Source organism: Micromonospora sp. NPDC049257 (genome assembly GCF_040678915.1).
Classification (GTDB): Bacteria; Actinomycetota; Actinomycetes; order Mycobacteriales; family Micromonosporaceae; genus Micromonospora; species Micromonospora antibiotica.
Genome location: NZ_JBFAQU010000023.1, coordinates 68525 through 89475 on the forward strand (window position 1 = coordinate 68525; position 20951 = coordinate 89475).

At 74.3% G+C, this 20951-nt stretch carries 14 protein-coding genes; 10 read left to right on the forward strand and 4 right to left on the reverse strand.

The window, feature by feature from the left end; all coding sequences use genetic code 11:
- Positions 1-6 precede the first annotated feature (6 nt).
- Both AB0K25_RS25655 and AB0K25_RS25660 read right to left on the reverse strand, forming a co-directional pair.
- The gene (locus tag AB0K25_RS25655) at positions 7-306 is read right to left on the reverse strand and encodes an STAS domain-containing protein (RefSeq protein ID WP_219461893.1); all 300 of its coding nucleotides are present in this window, start codon (positions 304-306) and stop codon (positions 7-9) included.
- Complete coding sequence (locus AB0K25_RS25660; protein WP_363823141.1) at positions 303-4412, reverse strand: SpoIIE family protein phosphatase; 4110 nt, start codon at positions 4410-4412, stop codon at positions 303-305. Before AB0K25_RS25660 ends, AB0K25_RS25655 begins: the two co-directional genes overlap by 4 nt.
- A gap of 373 nt (positions 4413-4785) precedes the next feature.
- Between AB0K25_RS25660 and AB0K25_RS25665 the strand changes: the two genes are divergently transcribed.
- The gene (locus AB0K25_RS25665) at positions 4786-5802 is read left to right on the forward strand and encodes a LacI family DNA-binding transcriptional regulator (RefSeq protein ID WP_208566004.1); all 1017 of its coding nucleotides are present in this window, start codon (positions 4786-4788) and stop codon (positions 5800-5802) included.
- Positions 5803-5838: 36 nt separating this feature from the next.
- Here the strand turns inward: AB0K25_RS25665 and AB0K25_RS25670 are convergent, their stop codons facing one another.
- Entirely contained in the window at positions 5839-6513 is a 675-nt protein-coding gene (locus AB0K25_RS25670; protein ID WP_363823144.1) for a formylglycine-generating enzyme family protein, read from the reverse strand.
- Between the two features lie 87 nt (positions 6514-6600).
- A complete protein-coding gene (locus AB0K25_RS25675) occupies positions 6601-8259 on the reverse strand; it encodes an FAD-binding dehydrogenase (RefSeq protein ID WP_219461888.1) in 1659 nt (552 codons plus the stop codon).
- 96 nt (positions 8260-8355) lie between these two features.
- Here AB0K25_RS25675 and AB0K25_RS25680 point away from each other — a divergent pair, with 96 nt between their 5' ends.
- From AB0K25_RS25680 to AB0K25_RS25720, 9 genes are all read left to right on the forward strand, one after another.
- Positions 8356-9600 carry a helix-turn-helix domain-containing protein gene (locus AB0K25_RS25680; protein ID WP_363823147.1) on the forward strand — a complete coding sequence of 415 codons (1245 nt, stop codon included), beginning with the start codon at positions 8356-8358 and terminating at the stop codon, positions 9598-9600.
- Positions 9601-9632: 32 nt separating this feature from the next.
- Positions 9633-11270, forward strand: a complete 1638-nt coding sequence (locus tag AB0K25_RS25685; RefSeq protein ID WP_363823153.1) for a copper resistance protein CopC — start codon at positions 9633-9635, stop codon at positions 11268-11270.
- Positions 11271-11461: 191 nt separating this feature from the next.
- Entirely contained in the window at positions 11462-12715 is a 1254-nt protein-coding gene (kynU, locus tag AB0K25_RS25690; RefSeq protein WP_363823158.1) for a kynureninase, read from the forward strand.
- 80 nt (positions 12716-12795) lie between these two features.
- On the forward strand, positions 12796-14361 hold the full coding sequence (locus AB0K25_RS25695) for a Na+/H+ antiporter (protein ID WP_363823161.1): 1566 nt from the start codon (positions 12796-12798) through the stop codon (positions 14359-14361).
- Between the two features lie 146 nt (positions 14362-14507).
- Positions 14508-15746 (forward strand): helix-turn-helix transcriptional regulator, encoded by a 1239-nt coding sequence (locus AB0K25_RS25700; RefSeq protein ID WP_219461882.1) that lies wholly within the window; start codon positions 14508-14510, stop codon positions 15744-15746.
- 187 nt (positions 15747-15933) lie between these two features.
- Complete coding sequence (locus tag AB0K25_RS25705; RefSeq protein WP_363823164.1) at positions 15934-16101, forward strand: hypothetical protein; 168 nt, start codon at positions 15934-15936, stop codon at positions 16099-16101.
- Positions 16091-17293: a helix-turn-helix domain-containing protein gene (locus AB0K25_RS25710; RefSeq protein ID WP_363823167.1), complete on the forward strand. Its 1203-nt coding sequence runs from the start codon at positions 16091-16093 to the stop codon at positions 17291-17293. Before AB0K25_RS25705 ends, AB0K25_RS25710 begins: the two co-directional genes overlap by 11 nt.
- A gap of 145 nt (positions 17294-17438) precedes the next feature.
- Entirely contained in the window at positions 17439-19163 is a 1725-nt protein-coding gene (locus AB0K25_RS25715) for a pectinesterase family protein (protein ID WP_357533514.1), read from the forward strand.
- Between the two features lie 214 nt (positions 19164-19377).
- Positions 19378-20775 carry a glycosyl hydrolase family 18 protein gene (locus tag AB0K25_RS25720; protein WP_363823170.1) on the forward strand — a complete coding sequence of 466 codons (1398 nt, stop codon included), beginning with the start codon at positions 19378-19380 and terminating at the stop codon, positions 20773-20775.
- Positions 20776-20951 lie beyond the last annotated feature (176 nt).

Below are 20951 nucleotides of genomic sequence, written 5' to 3' on the forward strand. Positions count from 1 at the left end.
GGCGGCTCAGTCGCGGATCGTGACCGTGGTGAGTCGACCCAGACCGGAGATGGTCAGGACGCTGTCCAGCAGCGGGTTCGCCACCACCGACAGGCGGTCGACGTGGGCGAACAACGCGGCGAGGGCGGCGCTGTCCAGGTATTCCACGGCGGTCAGGTCGACGGTCAGCCGGTGCCCGTCGACGACGGCGTCGACGATCGCCGCCCGGAACTCGTCGGCGTTGCTCATGTCGATCTCGCCGGTGACGGTCAGCACCGGTGCGCCGTCGGCCCGCAGGCCGGTGGACAGGCCCAGGGGCGTGTTCATGCGGGGATCCTCGTGTGCAGCTCGACGGTGGTGCCGGCATCGGTGGTCCGGATGTCGACGTGTGCCATCAGCGCGCGCATCAGGTTGATGCCGCGCCCCCGGTCATGGTCGATCTCGGGCACCTTCCACCGCCCCGAGTCGGCCACCGTGACGAACAGGTCCGCACCGGCGGCCACCGCGTGCAGCCGGATCAGCCCGGGGCGGGCGTCGCGGTGGCCGTGCTCGACCGCGTTGGCGCAGGCCTCCCCGGTGGCGACGAGTACGTCCTGGGCCACGTGCGGGTCGGCGCCGGTACGCCGCAGCCACTGCCGCAGCGTGGAGCGCACCGGGGCCATCTGCAACCGGTCGGCGGGAAACGACAACTCCAGCGGTGCCGGGTGGCGGTAGAGCAGCAGGGCGATGTCGTCGTAGCCGCCCTGCGGGGTCATCCGGTCCATCACCCGGTCGGCGAGCTGCTGCACCCCGGCGGTGTGGTGCTCCCGCACGGCGGAGGCGGCCTGGGCGATCCCGCTGTCGAGCGACTGGCGACGGCGTTCCACCAGTCCGTCGGTGTAGAGCAGCAGCACGGCCCGGGGCGGTACGACGCTTGTCGCGTCGGGGCGTCCACCGGGGGACGGGATGCCCAGCGGGCTGCCCCGACCGGCGGCCAGCAGCTCGGTGCGGCCGTCCGGGTGGGTGAGGATCGCCGGGGGGTGCCCGGCGCTGCTGTAGGTCAGCTCGCCGGTCTCCGGGTCGAGGATGCCGCAGAACACCGTGGTGCAGGACGCCCCGGGCAGCATCCGGGCGAACCGGTCCAGGGCGGTGAGCACCTGGGCCGGGCCGGACGCCTCCAGCAGCAGGGCCCGGCAGGCACTGCGCAGTTGCCCCATCACCGCGGCGGCGGGCAGGCCCCGGCCGACGCAGTCCCCGACGACGATGCCGATCCGGCCGTCGGGCAGGCTCACCGCGTCGTACCAGTCGCCGCCGACCTCCAGGGGGCGGGTCGCCGGCTCGTAGCGTACGGCGAAGCCGGCGGGCAGCTCGGCCGGGCCGAGGATGGACCGTTGCAGCGCGACCGCCACCTCGCGTTGCTGGTCGGCGGCGTGCGCCCGGTGCAACGCCTGCCCGAGGGCACCGCACAGGAGCAGCAGCAGCATCTGGTCCTCGGTGCCGAAACCCCGCGCCGGGTCGAGTTCGAGCCAGATCACCAGCGGACCCTGCGGCGAGTCGACAGTGGTGCCGGCCCCGGCCGGCCGGACACTGGTGGCCGGGTCGATGGTGATCCGCAGGGGTGGCTGCGACCGCAGCGCGGTGACGGTGTCGCGCACCGGGTCGGGCAGCTGCGCCCAGTCGGTGGTCGGCGTGCCGGTCACCGTCGGGGTGCCGGCCGCCGGCCAGTGGGTGGCGAGCACCCGGTGCGCCTGCCACAGCTGGCGTAGTTCCTCCACTCCGGCGCGCAACACCTCGGTGGTGCTGGCGGCCCGGGACAACCGCTGGTTGAGCGCGCTGAGGGCGGTCTCCCGCTGCACCGCGTACCGTTCGGCGGTGACGTCGCGGATGGTGCCGACCACCAGCCGCCGGCCGTGGTCGTCGGTGACCGCGTTGAAGGCGACCGCCGTCCAGAGCCGGTGACCGTCGCGGTGCCGCTGCGGCACCACGAACGAGCCGTGGGTCACCGTCATGGCCTGGGAGAACGTGTCGGCCACCAGCCGGTGTGCCGACGGGTCGGTGGTCTCGTCGGGCCACCATGGATAGCGCGGACGGTAGGGCAGGCCCTCCGGGCCGTAGCCGAACAGGTCGGCGAAGGCGGTGTTCATCTCCACCAACGCGCCGTCGGCGTCGAGGACGAAGAAGCCCTCCTGCAGCGAGTTGATCATCGCAGCCCGCCAGTTGGCGTGGTGGTTGCGCAACCGGGCCAGGTCGACGTTGGCCCGGACCCGGGCCAACAGCTCCTCGGCGGAGAAGGGCTTGACCAGGTAGTCGTCGGCGCCGGCCTCCAGCCCCTCGACGGCGGCCTCCTGACCGGCGCGGGCCGACAACAGCAGCACCGGCACCCCCATGGTGCGGGGTTCGGCGCGCAGCGCGGCGACCAGTTCGAGGCCGTCCAGGCCGGGCATCATCACGTCGCTGACGATCAGGTCGGGCAGGTCGGTTCGGGCCCGCGCCAGGGCGGCGAGCCCGTCACCCACGGCGGTGACGTCGTACCGGGAACGCAGCAGCCGGTGCAGGTACTCGCGCATGTCGGCGTTGTCGTCGGCGACGAGCACCCGGGGACGGTCCGGGCCGGGACGGTCAGCCGGCGGTGGTCGTCCGGCCGGCCGGTCGTCGGTGTCGCCGGCGGGCAGCCAGCGCAGCGCCTCCTGGACGAACGGCTCGGCGGTGTCCGACGGCGTCGCCGTGCCGATGCCGGTGACGACGTGCTCGGCGGGCAGGTGGGCCACGCCGTACGACAACCGCACGGTGAAGGCGGTCCCGACGTCCGGGGTGCTGTCGACGGTGATGGTGCCGCCGTGCAGGCCGACCAGCTCCTGCACCAGGGCCAGTCCGATGCCGCTGCCCTCGTGGGACCGGGACCGGGCCTGCGGGACCCGGTGGAAGCGCTCGAACAGCCGGGGGATCTCGTCGGCCGGCACCCCGACGCCGGTGTCGGCGACCTGCACGGTCGGCATGCCGTCGCGCTCGGCGACGGACACCCGGATACCGCCCTGGAAGGTGAACTTCAGCGCGTTGCTGAGCAGGTTGAGGAGCACCTTCTCCCACATCGTCCGGTCGACGTGGACCGGCCGGGACAGCGGCGGGCAGTCGACGTCCAGGGTGAGGCCGGCGCGTTCGACCGCCGCCCGGAAGACACTGGCCAGTTCGGCGGTGAACCGGGCCAGGTCGACGGGTTCGTAGCTCGCCTGCATCCGGCCGGCCTCGATGCGGGAGAAGTCGAGCAGTGCGGTGACCAGCTTGCCCAGCCGCAACGCGTTGCGGTGCATCACCTCCAGCTCGTCGCGGACCTGCTCGTCCTGGTCGCCGAGGCGGGCCCGCAACTCCTGCAACGGCCCGCTGATCAGGGTGAGCGGGGTGCGGAACTCGTGGCTGATGTTGGAGAAGAACGCCGTCTTGGCCCGGTCCAACTCGACCAGTTCCTCGGCCCGCTGCTGCTGCACCTCATAGGCCACCGCACCGTTGATCAGGGCGGCGGCCTGCCGGGCGACCAGGTCGAGGAAGGTGCGGTAGCCGTCGTCGAGGGCCCGTCCGGCGCTGGCGGCCAGGACGATGACACCGATGTCCTCGGCGCCGGTCTCGCCGTGCAGGGGCAGCACCACCGCCTCGGTCGGCGCGGTCTGCCAACCGCCGGTGGGCAGGTCACCGATGCGGGCGACGACGTCGGTGACGTGGGCGGGCCGGCCGGTGGCGAGCACCTCGGCGACCGGCCACACCGGCGGTGCGGTCGGGTCGGACCGGTCGACCTCACCGGCCAGGGTGCTGGCGGCCGGGCGCAGCTCACCGCCGCGGGTCCGCAGGTGCACGGCCGCGTACGGCACGTCGACCGCGGACCGGCCGAGCGAGCCGACGACCAGGTCACAGGCCTCGCCCACGGTACGGGCGGTGCCGGCCTGGGCGCCCAGGTCCTGCAACGCGGCGAGCCGGCGCTCACCGATCACCCGCTCGGTGGTGTCGCTGACCGCGGTGAAGACGCCGCGTACCACGCCGTCGTCGTCGTGCAGCGGGCTGTAGGAGTACGTCCAGTACGTCTCCTCCCAGTAGCCGTGCCGGTTCATCGGCAGCAGCAGGTCCTCCGACCAGGTCGCCTCGCCGGTCTCCACCACGCCCCGCAGCATCGGACCGATGATGTGCCAGATCTCGGCCCACACCTGGTCGCCCGGCTTGCCGAGGGCGGGGTGTTTGCTGCCGAGCAGCGGGCCGTAGGCGTCGTTGTAGAGGAACCGCAGCTCCGGCCCCCACCACACGATCATGGGGAAGCGGGAGGTCAGGCAGATCCGGGTGGCGGTACGCAGGCTCGCCGGCCAGCTCTCGACCGCGCCGAGGGAGGTGGCGGACCAGTCGAGGGCGCGCATCCGCCCGGCCATCTCACTGGTGCCGGTGAACACGGAACGCCTCGCCTGAGCCTCGGCCATCGCCGCCCTGTCCTCCCGCACGTCCCGCGCAGGGACGACCGCGTGTCCGCGGGTCGTCGCCGGCCGCCGACAGAGGTTCCTGCCGCCGGGCACCAGCATGCCGCATGGGCGGCCGGAGTCGAAATCGGGCCGGGTGGGCGGTTCGCCCCGGCCCGATTTCGGCGGACCGGTCCGCCGGCCGGGGACAGGACGTACCGGATACTTCCGTTTCGAGAAAGTTTCGAGTCCCTGTCGAGCGACGGCGGCCCTCGACACGGGTCGGCGGCGACCGTCGATGACGAGCGGTCCGACCGCCGCGCCGGCCGGCCCGACCCCCGACCTCCGAAACTTTCGGGCTATGCTGCCGACGGGCGCACGACCGAAGGAGATGGGCATGGCGGAGGACCGGGCGACGCTGTCGGAGATCGCGACCGCCGCGGGGGTGTCCGTCCCCACCGTCTCGAAGGTGCTCAACGGTCGACCCGACGTCGCCCCGGCGACCCGGCGGCGCATCCAGGACCTGCTCGACCGGCGGTCGTACACCGCCCGCCGGGCGCCCTCGATGCCCGGGGCCGCCGGCCTCATCGACCTGGTCTTCCGGGATCTCGGCAGCCCGTGGGCGATGCAGATCCTCGACGGCGTCGAGGAGCTGGCCTACCGGGCGGGCGTCGGGGTGGTCGTCTCCGCCGTGCACGGCCGCAGCCGCACCCGCCCCGACCGGCGGTGGATCGAGCAGCTGTCCAAGCGCCGGTGCGACGGGGTGCTGCTCGTCCTGTCCGACCTGTCCCCCAGCCAGCAGGGCCAGCTCGACGAGCTGGGCATCCCGGTGGTGATCATCGACCCGGCGGGCCAGCCCGGCGCGGGCATCCCGTCGGTGGGCGCGACGAACTGGTCCGGCGGGGTGGCCGCCGCCGAGCACCTGCTCGACCTGGGTCACCACCGGATCGCGGTGATCGGCGGGCCGCCGAACGTGCCGTGCAGCCGGGCCCGGGTCGACGGGTACCGGGCCGCGATGAACGCGGCAAACCGCAAGATCCCCGCCGGGTACGTCCGCCACGGCGACTTCACCTCCCCGTCGGGCTACCGGGAGATGAACGCCCTGCTGGACCTCGCCCAGCCGCCCACCGCCGTGTTCGCCTGCGCCGACGAGATGGCCCTGGGCGCCTACGAGGCGCTCTACGAACGCGGGGCCCGGGTCCCCGACGACATCAGCATCGTCGGCTTCGACGACCTCGACTCCGCCCGCTGGGCCGCCCCGCCGCTGACCACCGTCCGTCAGCCGCTCGCCGAGATGGCCGGGATGGCGACCCGGATGCTGCTGTCCCTGATCGCCGGGGAGGGGCTGGACAGCCACCGGATCGAGCTGGCCACCCCGCTGATCGCGCGGCACAGCACCCGACGCGTGCCCTGACCCCGGGCCGACCGGAGGGTCCGTGCCGGGTCATGGTCAGCGCGGCAGGGAACGCGCCACCCGGAAACCGACGTCGTCGATGCGCAACGTCGGGTGGCTGCGACGGCGCACCGAGGCCCGGCAGCTCCAGTGCTCGTCGAACCAGCCGCCCCCACGCAGCACCCGGTAGCTGCCGTACACCTCGGCGTCGTAGACGTCCCAGCACCACTCCCAGACGTTGCCGAGGGTGTCGTACAGGCCCCACGGGTTGGGGGCGCGTCCGCCGACCGGGTGCGGCCGCTCACCGGAGTTGCCCCGGTACCAGGCGATCTCGTCGAGTGGGCCGTAGCGCGGGCCCGGGGTGCCGGCGCGGCAGGCGTACTCCCACTCGGCCTCGGTGGGCAGCCGGTAGCCGTCGGCGCCCCGGTCCCAGTCCACGCCCGCACCGTCGTCGTGCAGCCGGTACGCCGGGGTCAGCCCCTCCTGGCGGGACAGCGCGTCGCAGAAGCGCACCGCGTCCAGCCAGGACACCCCTTCCACGGGCAGCCGGTCGCCCCGGATGGCGCCCGGCCGTTCCCCGGTCACCCGGGCGTACCACCCCTGGGTGACCGGTACGACGCCGAGCCGGTACGCCGCCACCCCGACCGACCAGCGGCGCTCGGTACGCCTGTCGGACAGGGTCACCTGCCCCGCCGCGACGGTCACCAGCGCGGTCAGCGCGTCGTCGTCCACGGCCGCAGAGCCTACCGGGGGCACCGCCCGGGCCGGTCGGCTCACGGTGCCGGTCGGGTGTCGGTGCCGGCCGGGTGTCGGTGCCGGTCAGCTGACGGCTGCCGCTGCGGCACGGCCGGCGGTGCGGCCGGAGAAGAGGCAGCCGCCGAGGAAGGTGCCCTCCAGGGCGCTGTAGCCGTGCATGCCCCCGCCGCCGAAGCCGGCGACCTCACCGGCCGCGTACACCCCGGCCAGCGGTTCGCCGTCGGGGCGCAGCACCCGGGCGGACAGGTCGGTGTGCAGCCCGCCGAGGCTCTTGCGGGTCAGCACGTGCAGTTGCACCGCGATCAGCGGGCCGGCCGCCGGGTCGAGCAGCCGGTGCGGGGTGGCGACCCGGATCAGCCGGTCACCCCGGTAGCGGCGGGCCCCCCGGATCGCGGCGAGCTGGGCGTCCTTGCCGAACGGGTGGGCGATCTCCCGGTCGCGGGCCTCGACCAGGGCGGTCAGCGCGGCGGTGTCGAGCTGCGGCCCGTCGGTCTCGGCGGCCAACTTGTTCATCCCGGCCACCAACTCGGGCAGGGTGTCAGCGACGACGAAGTCGGCCCCGTGCCGCTTGAACGCCTCCACCGGCCCGGGTGCGCCGGGCCGGACGCGTTGCAGCACCTGCCGCACGCTGCGGTTGGTCAGGTCCGGGTTCTGCTCGGAGCCCGACAGCGCGAACTCCTTCTCGATGATCTTCTGGGTGAGCAGGAACCAGCTGTAGTCGTGGCCGGTGGCGCGCAGGTGCCGCAGGGTGGCCAGGGTGTCGAAGCCGGGGAACAGCGGCGCCGGCAGCCGGGCCCCGGTGGCGTCGAGCCAGAGCGAGGACGGGCCGGGCAGGATGCGGATGCCGTGCTGGGGCCAGATCGGGTCCCAGTTGCGCAGCCCCTCGGTGTAGTGCCACATCCGGTCCGGGTTGATCACCTGCCCGCCGGCGGTCTCGGTGATGGCGAGCATCCGGCCGTCGACGTGGGCGGGTACGCCGGTGACCATCCGGGTGGGCGGGGTTCCGAGCCGGGCCGGCCAGGCCCGCCGGACGAGGTCGTGGTTGCCGCCGATGCCGCCCGAGGTGATGATCACGGCCTGGGCGTCGTGCTGGAAGTCGCCGACGACCTCCCGGGAGCTGCTGCGCCCCCGGGGCGCGTCGTCGGGGGCGAGCAGCGCGCCGCGTACCCCGGTGACGGCTCCCGCGGTGGTGACGAGCTCGTCGACCCGGTGCCGGAACAGCAGCGTCACCCGGCCCTGCTCGACGGCCTGCCGGACCCGCCTGGCGAACGGCTCGACCACGCCGGGGCCGGTGCCCCAGGTGACGTGGAACCGGGGCACCGAGTTGCCGTGCCCGTGGGCCGCTCCCCCGCCCCGCTCGGCCCAGCTCACCACGGGAAAGACCCGGTGGCCCATCGACCGCAGCCAGGCCCGCTTCTCCCCGGCGGCGAAGTGCACGTACGCCTGCGCCCACTGGCGCGGCCAGTGGTCCTCGGGCCGGTCGAAGGCGGCGCTGCCGGTCCAGTCCTGCCAGGCCAGCTCGACCGAGTCGCGGATGCCCATCCGCCGCTGCTCGGGCGAGTCGACGAAGAACAGCCCGCCGAACGACCAGAACGCCTGCCCGCCGAGGTTGTGCTCCGACTCCTGGTCGAGCAGCAGCACCCGACGGCCCGCGTCGGCGGCCTCGGCGGCGGCGACCAGACCGGCCAGGCCGGCGCCGATCACGATGACATCCGTCTCCATGCGCCGACCCTACGTAGCGTGGTGCCAAAATGATCCGTGCCGGGGTGCAGGATTCACCAGCGGAATTGTCACCCGGATGACAAAGGATGGCCGATCGTGTCCGACGCCCTGCTCGACATCGAGCCCGGTCTCGCCGGTCTCGCGCCGTCGGTCGGCGACCACCTGCGAGGGCTGCGCGGGCCGCTGCACGAGCGGATCCTCGCCACCGTCCGGGCCGCGATGGCCGCCCAGGGCCGGTCGCTGACCGGTGGGCAGGGGCAGGGCCTGGCCCTGGGCGTACAGACCGCCGTCGACACCTTCGTCGACGCGGTCGCCGACCCGGCCCGGGAGCTGACCGGCACCCGGGAGGTGTTCCACGCCCTGGGGCGCACCGAGTACCGCGAGGGGCACCGGGTGGACGCGCTGCGGACCGTACTCACCCTCGGGGCCCGCGACATCTGGGCCTTCCTGGTGGAACACGCCACCGCGCCGGCCACGCCCGGCTGGCCCGCCACCGCACCGGCCGGCCCGGCCCCGGCCGACCTGTACGTGATCGCCGGGGCGTTGTTCGGCTACGTCGACGCGCTGGCCGGGGCCGCCGCCGAGGGGTTCCTCGCCGAGCAGCGGGACACCGCCCAGGACTGGGCCACCACCCGACGCCGGCTGGTCACCCTCCTCGTGCAGCCCGACCCGCCGACCGGGGCGGTGCTGCACGCCGCCGCCGACGCGGCCCGCTGGCCGTTGCCGGCGACCGTGGCCGTGTGCAGCGTCGACGGCACCGACGCCGAACACGTGGCCCGGGGCATCGGCGCGGGGGCGCTGGCCGCCGTCGTCGGCGACGCCATCCGGGTGGTGCTGCCCGATCCCGGTACGCCGGGACGGTTGGACCGGGCCCGGCAGGCGCTGGTCGGGCGACGGGCCGCGCTCGGGCCGACGGTGCAGCGGCAGCGGGCGCGGCTGTCGTACCGGCTGTCCCGCCGGGCGCTGGCCCTGCACCAGCAGGGCGCGCTCGGCCCGGACCCGGTGGTGTCCTGCGACGACCACCTGCTCACCCTGCTCACCGCCTGGGAGCCGGGCCTGGCCGGGCACCTCGCCGGCACGGTGCTGGCCCCGCTGGCCGGGCTGCGGCCCATCACCCGCCGGGCCCTGGCCGAAACGCTGCACGGCTGGCTGCGCCGGCAGGGTCAGGTGGTCGCCGTCGCCGAGGACCTGCACACCCACCCGCAGACGGTCCGCTACCGGATGCGGCAGCTGCGCGGCCTGTTCGGCCCGGCCCTCGACGACCCGGACGCCCGCCTCCTGCTGACCCTCGCCCTGCACCAGCACCCGACCGGTGAGCCGAATCGTTCCGGCGACGGTTGAACCATGTGATCACGAAATACGAACCACTGTGCGTGCGTACCACCCGTTCCGCCGTGCTGCTGGGGCTGCTCCTCGCGCTGCTGTCCGTACCGCTGACCCCGGCGACCCCGGCCGCCGCCCATGCCGCGCTGGTCGCCACCAGCCCGGTCCGGGACGCGGTGATCGGTGCCCCGCCCGCGGAGGTGGTGCTGGTCTTCAGCGAGTCGGTCTCCCCGGTCATCGGCCGGGTGCAGGTGCTCGGCCCGGACGGGCGGCGGGTCACCGCCGGGGAGCCGGTCGCGGACGGGGCCACGCTGCGCATCCCGGTGCGGGTGCCGGACCGGCCGCTCGGCACGTACCTGGTCAGCTACCGGGTGATCTCGGCGGACAGCCACCCGGTCGCCGGCAGCTTCGCCTACTCGGCCGGTGCGCCGTCGGCGACGCCCCCGGAGCCGGTCAGCGTGGACGAGCGCCCCTCCGGCGGGTGGACCCCCGCCGCCCGGTACGTCGGCTACCTGGGCCTGGTGCTGGCGGTCGGCCCCACCCTGTTCGGCGCGGTGCGCTGGCCGCGCCGTCGCCGCCGTCGCGCGGTGACCGTCACCGGGTACGTCGGCCTGGCGCTGGTGGCCGTCGGCACCGCCGGGACGTGGGTGGCGCAGGCCGCCGACATGGTCGGGGTTCCGGTGGGCGGTCTGTCGCGTGGTGACCTGACGGCGGTGGCGGGCAGCGACGTCGGGCCGGTGCTCGGGGCCCGGCTGGCGCTCGCCGCGATCGCCGCCGGGCTGCTGGCGGCGGTGGCCGGCGGGCGGGCCGGGCGCGGACGGCGGACGGCGCTCGCGGTGGTGGGTCTGGCCGGGCTGGTGACCTGGCCGCTGGCCGGGCACCCGGTGGCCACGCCCCTGCCGCCGGTGAGCATCCTCGCCGACGTGGTGCACCTGGCCGGGATGAGCGTCTGGCTGGGCGGGCTGGTCACCCTGGCGGTGTTCGTGCTGCGCGGCACGCACCGGCGGGTGCTGGGCCGCATCCTGCCGGCCTGGTCGCGGTGGGCGACCGTCGCGGTGGGCTGGCTGGTCGCCTCCGGCGTCGGGCAGGCCGCGATCGAACTCGGCCGGCCCGGCGCGCTGGTCGGCACCACCTACGGTCGGCTGCTGTGCGCCAAGGCGGCCCTGCTCGCCGCCGTGCTCGGCGTCGCCGCCTGGCAACGCCGGGCGGTGCGCGACGGCCGGGCCGCCGACCGGCCGGGCCGGGTCGCGCGGGCCGCCGGGGTGGAACTCGCCGCCACGGCGGTGGTGCTGGCACTGACCGCCGTGCTGGTGCAGACCCCGCCCGGTCGGACCGCCGACACCGAGGCCGCCCGCGCCACCCGCGAGGGCGTCGCGCAGACCCTGACCAGCGGCACCTACACCCTCCAGTTCGACATCTATCCGGTACGGGTGGGGGTGCCGAACTCGCTGCACGCCTACGTCTACACCCCGCAGGGGCAGCCGCTGCCGGTGGTCCAGTGGACGGTCAGCCTCGCCCTGCCAGCGGCCGGGATCGAACCGATGGCCGTGCCGGTGGACACCCCGGAGCCGCACCACGGCAGCGCCGAGATCAGCCTGCCGGCGCGCGGGGACTGGACGATCCGGTTCACCGTCCGCACCAGCGACATCGACCAGACCACCGTCACCGCCACCGTCCCGGTCCGCTGACCGACCGCCGACCCGCCCGGGGTACGCGGCACAGCCCGGGGGCGGCCGGGCGCTTCCCCCGACGCCGGGGCGCTGGCCTGCGGTGCCTGGGGCGCTGGCCTGCGGTGCCGGGGACACCGGCCGGGGTGGGCCGACCAGGCGATCGGCTAGCCTGCATCGGCCCGGGTGTCCCCGGGCGGAGGGAGGACACCATGACCGCACCGACATCCCGGCACGACGCGCAGGAACGGGACGCCGCCGATCCGCTGGCCGGCCTGCGGGACCGGTTCGTGGTGGACGACCTGCTCTATCTCGACGGCAACTCGCTGGGCCGGCTGCCCGCCGCCACCGGCGACCACCTGGCCGGCCTGGTCCGCGACGGCTGGGGCACCGAGCTGGTCCGCAGCTGGCCGACCTGGATCGAGTGGCCACGCCGCATCGGTGACCGGATCGCCGCCCACGCGCTGGGCGCCCGCGACGGCGAGGTGATCGTCTCCGACTCGACCTCGGTCAACCTCTACAAGTTGGCCGCCGCCGCCCTCGACGCCCGGCCGGGCCGGGGCACGATCCTGGCCGACGCCGAGGAGTTCCCCACCGACCGGTACCTGCTCGAGGGGCTGGCCGCCCAGCGCGGGCACACCCTGCGGCTACTCCCCTCCGACCTCGACGAGGGGCTGGACCCGGACACCCTGGCAGCGGCGCTGACCGAGGACGTGGCGCTGGTGGTGCTCTCGGCGGTGTCGTACCGCTGCGGGGCCTTGCTGGACGTCGCGGCGGTGACCGACGCGGCCCGCCGGGTCGGCGCGCTGGTGCTGTGGGACCTGTCGCACGCGGTCGGCTCGGTGCCGCTGGAGCTGACCGCCGCCGGGGTCGACCTCGCGGTCGGCTGCACCTACAAGTACCTCAACGGCGGCCCCGGCGCACCGGCCTTCCTCTATGTCCGGCGGGAGTTGCAGGAGTCGCTGCGCCAGCCGATCTGGGGCTGGTTCGGCCAGCGCGACCAGTTCCGGATGGGGGCCGGCTACGATCCCGCGCCCGGCCCGGAGCGGTTCCTGGCGGGCACCCCGCCGGTGCTCGGGATGGCCGCCCTCGACCCGGCCCTGGACGTGCTGGCCGACGCCGGGATGGACCGGGTGCGGGAGAAGTCGCTACGCCTCGGCGAGCTGATCATCGAACTGGCCGACGCCTGGCTCGTCCCGCACGGTTTCCAGCTCGCCTCCCCGCGCGACCCGCGTCGGCGCGGCGGACACGTGTCGCTGCACCACCCGGAGGCGCTGCGGATCTCCCGGGCCCTGGTCGACGCCGGGGTGGTCGGCGACTACCGGGTGCCCGACCGGCTACGGCTCGGCCCGGCGGCGCTCTACACCCGGCACGTCGACGTGTGGGACGCGATGGACCGGCTGCGGGACCTCGCCGAGCGGCGGGCCTGGACCGAGGTGCCGGCGGAGCCGTCCCGGGTCACCTGACCCGGTCCGGGCAGATCCCGGATTCTCCCCGCCTCGCCGCCGACTTCGTACCAGCATGTCGGGTGGAGGCGGGGGGTGCCGTGGAGGTCCTGGTCCTGATCGTGGTGCTGGCCGCCACCGTGCTGGTCGGCACCACCATCGGCGGCCGGTACCGGGTGGCCCCGCCGGTGCTGCTGATCACCATGGGCGGGCTGCTGGCGCTGCTGCCGCCCCTGTCGGACGTGGTGCTCCAACCGGACGTGGTGCTGCTGCTCTTCCTGCCGGCCGTGCTCTACCGGGAGAGCCTGGTGATCAGCCTGCGGGAGATCCGGGCGAACCTGCTGGTGATCGCCTCGCTGGCGGTGGCGCTGGTGGTGGTGACCATGGTGGCGGTGGCGCTGGTCGCCAAGGGGCTGGGGATGAGCCCGCAGGCGGCCTGGGTGCTGGGCGCGGTGCTCGCCCCCACCGACGCGGCGGCGGTGGCCGGCCTGGCGAAGCGGATGCCCCGCCGGATCCTGACCACCCTGCGGGCGGAGAGCCTGGTCAACGACGGCACCGCGCTGGTGCTGTTCTCGGTGACGGTCGGGTTGATCGTCGGTGGCACCGCGCCGGGGGTGTTCGGTTTCCTGGGCCGGTTCGTCGGCTCGGCCGGCGGAGGCGTCGCCGCCGGGCTGGTCGTCGGCCTGGTCGTGGTGCTGATCCGCCGCCGGCTGGACGACCCGCTGCGCGAGGGCGCGCTGAGCGTACTCACCCCGTTCGCCGCGTTCCTGCTCGCCGAGGTGGTGCACGCCAGCGGGGTGCTCGCCGTCGTGGTCGCCGGGCTGCTGCTGTCGTACGCCAGCCCGAGGATCATCCGGGCCCGGTCCCGGGTGTTGGCGTACGCCTTCTGGGACCTGTCCACCTTCCTGATCAACGGGGCGTTGTTCGTGCTGCTGGGGATGCAGATCCCGCGGGCGGTGAACCACGTGACCAGCACCTCGCTGATGCGGTCGGTGGCGATCGCCGCCTCGGTCACCCTGATGGTGGTGGTGGTCCGGCTGGTGTGGTTGCAGCTGTTCTCCTACGGCCTGCCGGTGGTGGGCCGGGGTGCCACGGTGAGCCGGCGGGTGCGGGTGGCGGCCGGCTGGGCGGGGTTCCGGGGGGCGGTGTCGCTGGCCGCCGCCCTCGCGGTGCCGGTGACCACGGCCACCACGCACACGCCGGTGCCGGAACGGGATCTGATCATTTTCTGCACCGCCGTGGCGATCGTGTCGATCATGTTGGTGCAGGGCACCACCCTGCCGGCGGTGGCCCGCTGGGCCGGCCTGCGCGGCGACGAGGCGCGTGGCGACGAGGTCCGGCACGCCCGCCGCCGGACCACCGAGGTGGCGTTGGCGGCGCTGCCGGACGTCGCCGCCGACCTCGCTGTCGACGCGGCGGCCGTGGACCGGTTGCGCGCCGACTACCAGCGGCACCTGGACCTGGTGACGGAGACCGGTGGCGGAGACGAGGCCGACCGGGCCCAGGAGTTGGACACCCGGCTGCGGCTGGGGGTGCTGGAACACAAGCGCCGCGAGGTGACCCGGTTGCGCGACAACAACGAGATCGACGACAGCGTGCTGCGGGAGGTGCAGGCGACGTTGGACATCGAGGAGATCCGCCTGCTCGGCCCCCAGACCGAGGACTGATCACACCGCGCCGAGGCATCTACCGAGGACAACGCGTACGGTAACCACCCGGACACCTCATGCGATCGGTGCGAGGTGTACCGTCCGAAGTGGCAGCCTCCCGGGCGAGCCGGCGGCGGTTGCTCCTCGCGCTGGCAGGAGACGGCATGGCTATACCGACAGTGGGTGATCGTCTCGCGGAGATCCGTCGTGAGGCGAGGCTGACGCAGGAGCAGCTTGCCGAACGGTCGGGCATCAGCGTCGAGGTGATTCGGAAGCTGGAGCAGGGCAGCCGGGGCGCGGCTCGCCTCGATACGCTGCACGCGCTCGCCCGCGCCCTGGGAGTCTCGACGTCCGCGCTGTTGGGCGACGCGTCGCAGGCCGCCGCGCGCGGGGAGCCGGGTCACCGACAGTTGTCACTGGCGGAGATCCGCCGAGTGGTGGCCCCGGTGCGGGGGATCGACGGCGCTCCGCTCGTCGTGCCGGCGGACGAACCCCCCGACCTCGACACGCTCAGACGGAATCTGCACGCCGCCGACCACGTCTACCATGCCGGTGACTACGCGGTCGCGCTGCGGGTGGTGCCGCCGCTGCTGGTGAACGTACGTGCCGCCGTCGGGCTCGTGGGGAGTGACCGGCAGCACGAAGCGTACGACCTACTGGCCCGCGCCCAGCACCTGGCGGGTGGTCTGCTGATCCAACTGCGGGCCGATGACCTGGCGCAGACCGCACTGTCGGCAGCGCTCGACGCCGCCCAGCGGTCCGCGAACCGGGTGGTGGCGGCCACCGTCATTCGGACGATGTGCTGGCTGCTGATGCGGCAGGGACGAATTGGCGAGTCGGCCGGGTTGGCGGTGGTGACCGCCGACGAGGTGGAGCCGCGACTGTCTCGGGCAGCCCCGGAAGAGCTGGCCGCCTGGGGGTGGCTGCTGCTGAGCGCCGCCGCCGCGCACGCCCGGGACAACCGGCCGGACGAGGTGGCCGATCTCATCGGCGTCGCCGCCGCGGCGGCAGCCCGGATCGGCGAGCGGGTGCCGGCATCGGATCACCTGATGCTGGTGGGCGGGTTCGACGACGCCAAGGTGCAGATGCAACGGGTGGAGGCGGCAGCCGTGGCCGGGGATGCGGGCCGGGTGCTGGAGCTGTCCGCGCTGGTGCCCCCGGTGCCCACCATCAGCGCGTCGGCGTGGCGGCGGCATCGACTGGACCTGGCATGGGCTTATGCGCAGTTGCGGCGGTACGGGCAGGCCACGGCGGTGCTGACTCAGTTGCGGGACACCGCCCCCACCTGGCTGCGGCAGCAGCGGTACGCGGGGGACATCGTGGACACCATCGTCACGGGTCGCCGTCGAGCGATGACGGACGAGCTGGCGGAGCTGGCCGAGCTGACGGGCGGCGCGCGCTGAGCTGGTACGGCACGTCCGAGTTGATGCGTCACGATCATCGAATCGCACCATTCGCACCTGTGTCATCGCCCTGAGTCACGACAACCTGTGTTCGGGTGACCTGCTCGTTGAAGTTGGTGACCGACGCAGGACGCGGCGTGATGTCATCTCAGGAACGTGCCGCCGCGCCCCTACCGATGGAGGCGACATGCGGGACCAGGGCGACAAGCCGGCAGCGAGCCGAGGCGAGCAGATCCAGGCGGCGGAGCACGAGGAGGCGAGGCAACGGCTTCTCGCCCAGGCCGACGCCGAACGGATACCGGCCGAGGAGACCACCCGGGCCGTACCCGACCGGCGGTGGCGTCGTGGACAGTAGTGAGTTGTTGCCGGTGGGGCGGCGGGTGGCGTACTGGCGGGGCCGGCGCAGGTTGTCGCAGCAGGTGTTCGCCGACCGGTTGGGCAAGTCGAAGAGCTGGGTGGACAAGATCGAACGGGGTGTCCGCACGCTGGACAAGGTGTCGACGCTCCAGCACATCGCCGCCGTGCTGCGCATCGACCCGGGGGTGCTGCTCGGTCGGGACGCCCGGTCGGCCGAGGTGACCGGGTGGACGGCGGACGTCGCGCGGATCCGGGTGGCCCTCTCCCGGTACGACATCCCGCTGGCCCGCCCGGCGGGCAGTCGGCCGGTGCCACCCGCCGGCCAGGTGGCCCGGCGGGTGGCCCACGCCTGGACGACCTTCCAGCACGCCAGCTATCCCCAGGTGGTGGCGCTGCTGCCGGAGCTGCTGGCCGACGCGGAACGCGCCCACGCCGCCGATCCGGTGGCGGGCCGGGGGCCGCTGGTGGAGACGTACCGGGTCACGGCGTCGCTGCTGGTCAAGCTGGCCGCGCCGGAGCTGGCGTGGCTGGCGGTCGATCGGGCGATGGGCACCGCGACCGACGATTCCGTTCTGGTCGCCGCCGCAGCGGTGCAGCTCGGCCAGGTGTTGCGCGCCTCCGGTGAGGTGCGGGTGGCGAAGTCGGCGATGCTGGCCGCCGCGTACCGGATCGCCCCGCCGGTGATCGGGTGCGACGTGTCCCCGGAGCTGTCCCTGTGCGGGACGCTGCTCCTCCAGGCGGCCCTGGCCGCCGCCACCCACGGCGACGACGCGGCGGTGGCCGACCTGCTCGACGAGGCCGACGACCTGGCCACGTTCGTCGGTGACGGGCACGACCACCACCGGACCGGTTTCGGACCGACGGCCGTGGCGGTGGCGCGCGCCGCCACGGCCGTCGAACTGGGCGACGCCCACGGCGCGCTGGCCCGACACGAGGCGGTCACCCGGCGGGACGGCTGGCGGTGGCTGCCCGTCGAGCACCGGGCCGCGTACCTGGTCGATGCGGCCCGCGCCCATCTGCACCACGCGGATCCGGCCGGGGCCGGCCGGATCCTGGTCGACGCGGACCGGATCGCGCCCGCCGAGATCCGGCACCGCCCGGCGGGCCGGGACGTGCTCGCCCGGGTGACCCGTGAGCCTGACGCCCCGCCGACCCTCCGCCAACTCGCCGCCGCCCTCGGGATGGGCTGAGGGGTCCGCGCAGCCGGGACGGACACCCGTTTCCGGCGGTCGCTGCGCATTGACAGTCGCGTATGGGCGGAGTTACGGTGCGCCAGGAAAGCGCTTTCACGTACTGTCTCTTACCTCCATCCCCGTCCCCGGAGGTTCATCCGCCATGCGCACGAAGCGCCTCCGCCCGCTCGCCGTCACCGTCGCGGCGCTCACCGCCGTACTGCTCGCCCTCACCCAGTTCGGCGGCGCGCGGGTGGCCCACGCCGCGCCGTTGTTCAGCGACGACTTCACCGACGGCGACCTGGCCGGCTGGTCGAGGTCCGGCGGCACCTGGTCGGTGGCCGCCGACGACAGCCCGGCGTTGCAGCAGGCCAGGGCCGACACCGGCGACGCCCGGCTGTTCGCCGGCAGCGCGTCGTGGGCCAACCAGGTCGTGCAGGCCCGGGTGAAGCCGCTGACCCTGCCCGGCAACGGCATGGTCGCGCTGCTGGCCCGCGCCAGTGGCGCGACCAGCTACTACCGGCTCGCCCTGTCGGCCGGCGACCAGTTCCGGCTGGAGGCGGTACGCAGCGGCCGGGTCACCCCGCTGGGCACGGTGTCCCACCCGGTGACGGCGGGCGGCTGGCACACCCTGCGGATCGAGGTCGCCGGGACGGTGGTACGCGGCTGGGTCGACGGCGTCCCGGTCGGCTCCGGCACCGGCACCCTGACCGCGACCGGCCGGATCGGCGTGCAGACCGGCAACGCCACCGCCCGCTTCGACGACGTGCTGGTGACCCGGGGCGAACCCGCCCCGACCAGTGCGCCACCGAGCCCCACGACCACCCCGACCGGCGCGACGCCGACCCCCGGTGGCACCCCCACCGCCACCCCGTCGGACACCCCGCCGCCCACCGGCCCGACGCCCACGCCCACCGGGCCGGCCGAGGGGTCCTCGCTGGTCGCCCGGGACGGCAGCGGGGACTTCACCAGCGTGCAGGCGGCGGTGGACGCGGTGCCGGTGGGCAACACGAGCCGGTACACCATCACCATCCGGCCGGGCACCTACCGGGAACGGGTGACGGTCCCGGCCGGCAAGCCGTACGTGTCGTTCGTCGGGTCGACCGGGGACGCCCGGGACGTGGTGATCGTCTATGACAACGCCTCGGGCACCCCGAAGCCGGGCGGTGGCACGTACGGCACGTCGGGCAGCGCCTCGGTGACCATCGACGGCAACGACTTCACCGCCCGGCACCTGACCTTCGCCAACGACTTCGACGAGGCGGCGCACGACTACAGCGCCGAGCAGGCGGTGGCCGTGCTCACCCGGGCCGACCGGCTGGTCTTCGACGACGTGCGGTTCCTCGGCAACCAGGACACCCTCTACCACAACAGCGCCTCCGTCGACGCGGTCGGCCGGGCGTACTTCCGGGACTGCTACGTCGAGGGCGACGTCGACTTCGTCTTCGGCCGGGGCACCGGGGTCTTCGACCACTGCGAGATCCGATCGCTCAGCCGGGGCTCGACGAGCAACAACGGGTACGTCACCGCACCGTCCACCATGATCGGCAACCCGTACGGGCTGCTCTTCACCGACTGCACCCTGACCACCGACTCGGCGGCGGCGCAGAGCGTGCACCTGGGCCGACCGTGGCACCCGAGCGGGGACGTCAACGCGATCGGGCAGGTGGTGTTCCGCGACAGCGTGCTCGGTGCGCACGTGAAGGACTCCCCGTGGAGCGACATGTCCGGCTTCTCCTGGCGTGACGCCCGGTTCTCCGAGTACCGCAACGACGGTCCCGGGTCGACGGTCACCGTCGACCGGCCACAGTTGACCGACGCGCAGGCGTCGACCTACACCCCGCAGCGGTACCTGGCCGGCACGGACGGCTGGAACCCGGCCCCCTGACGGCGACCCTTCCCCGCGACCCCGCCCCGCTGCCCGACGGCACCGCCCGCCTGGTCCCGTAGGGCCGCCGGTCAGGAGGTGGTCGGCTACGGCCGCAACGCCGACCGGGTGCGCCGCCCGACCCCACCCCTGCCGGGCGGCGCACCTACGCGCAGGCATTTACATTTAACAAAGTTAACTGCTAGCCTCCCCGCCATCGACGAGGAGGTATGCCATGCGACTTCGACCGGGGACGACGGCCATCCTGGCCGGGGTGGTAGTGCTCGCCGCCGCACTGCCCACCGCGAACGGCTTCGCCGCGCCGACCACGGCAACGGGCAACGCCGCCACCATGGCGGCCTGCTCCGCACCGGCCTGGGCCGAGGGCGTCACCTACCCGGCCGGCACCCGGGTCAGCTACCTCGGCCGCCTCTACGAGTCGCTGGTGACCCACACCCCGCCGGCCAGCGCCGGCTGGAACCCGGCCGCCGTCCCGGCGCTCTGGCGTGACCTGGGCGTCTGCACCGGCACCCCCTCCCCCACCGCGTCGCCGACACCCACCGCCACGCCCACCCGCCCGCCAACCCCGACACCCACGCCGAGCGCCACTCCCACCAGTCACCCGACACCCACGCCCACCGCCACCCCCGGCACGACGACGCCGCCGCCCGACGGCACGGGCTGCGCGCTGAAGCCCCGGCCGACCGGCAAGGTGCTCCAGGGCTACTGGGAGAACTGGGACGGCGCGGCCAACGGCGTCCACCCGCCGCTGGGCTGGATCCCGATCACCGACCCACGGATCACCGGGCACGGCTACAACGTGGTCACCGCCGCCTTCCCGGTGATCCGCGCCGACGGCACGGTGCTCTGGGAGGACGGCATGGACGCCACCGTCCGGGTGCCCACCCCGACCGAGATGTGCCAGGCCAAGGCCGCCGGGCTGACTGTGCTGCTGTCGATCGGCGGCGCCACCGCCGGCATCGACCTCGGCTCGGCCGCCGTCGCCGACCGGTTCGTCGCCACCGTCGTGCCGATCCTCAAGCGGTACCACTTCGACGGCATCGACATCGACATCGAGACCGGGCTGACCGGCAGCGGCGACATCACCCGGCCGTCCACCTCGCAGGCCAACCTGATCCGCATCATCGACGGCGTGCTGGCCCAGATGCCGGCCGGCTTCGGCCTGACCATGGCACCGGAGACCGCGTACGTCACCGGCGGCAGCGTCACCTACGGCTCCATCTGGGGCGCGTACCTGCCGGTCATCAAGCGGTACGTCGACAACGGGCGGCTCTGGTGGCTGAACATGCAGTACTACAACGGCAGCATGTACGGCTGCGTCGGTGACTCGTACCCGGCCGGGACGGTGGCGGGCTTCACCGCCCAGACCGACTGCCTCAACGCCGGCCTGGTCATCCAGGGCACCACCATCCGCGTCCCGTACGACAAGCAGGTCCCCGGCCTGCCCGCGCAGCCCGGCGCCGGCGGCGGCTACCTGGCACCGGCCTCGGTGGCGCAGGCGTGGAACACCTACCGGGGCGGCCTGAAGGGGATGATGACCTGGTCGGTGAACTGGGACGGGTCCAAGGGCTGGACCTTCGGCGACAACGTACGCGCCCTCCAGGGCCGCTGAGTCCCCGTCGGGCGACGCCGCACCGCCCGGCCGGCCCCGACCACGCCGGTCGGGGGCCGCCGGGCCGGGCCGCCCGGACGGGTCGGTCGTGCTCCCGCCCGCACCGGCGGGCGACCACCAGGCTGCCGGCCCGGTCGGTCGGGTGCACCCAGATCGCCGGATCGTCGGCGGCGGCG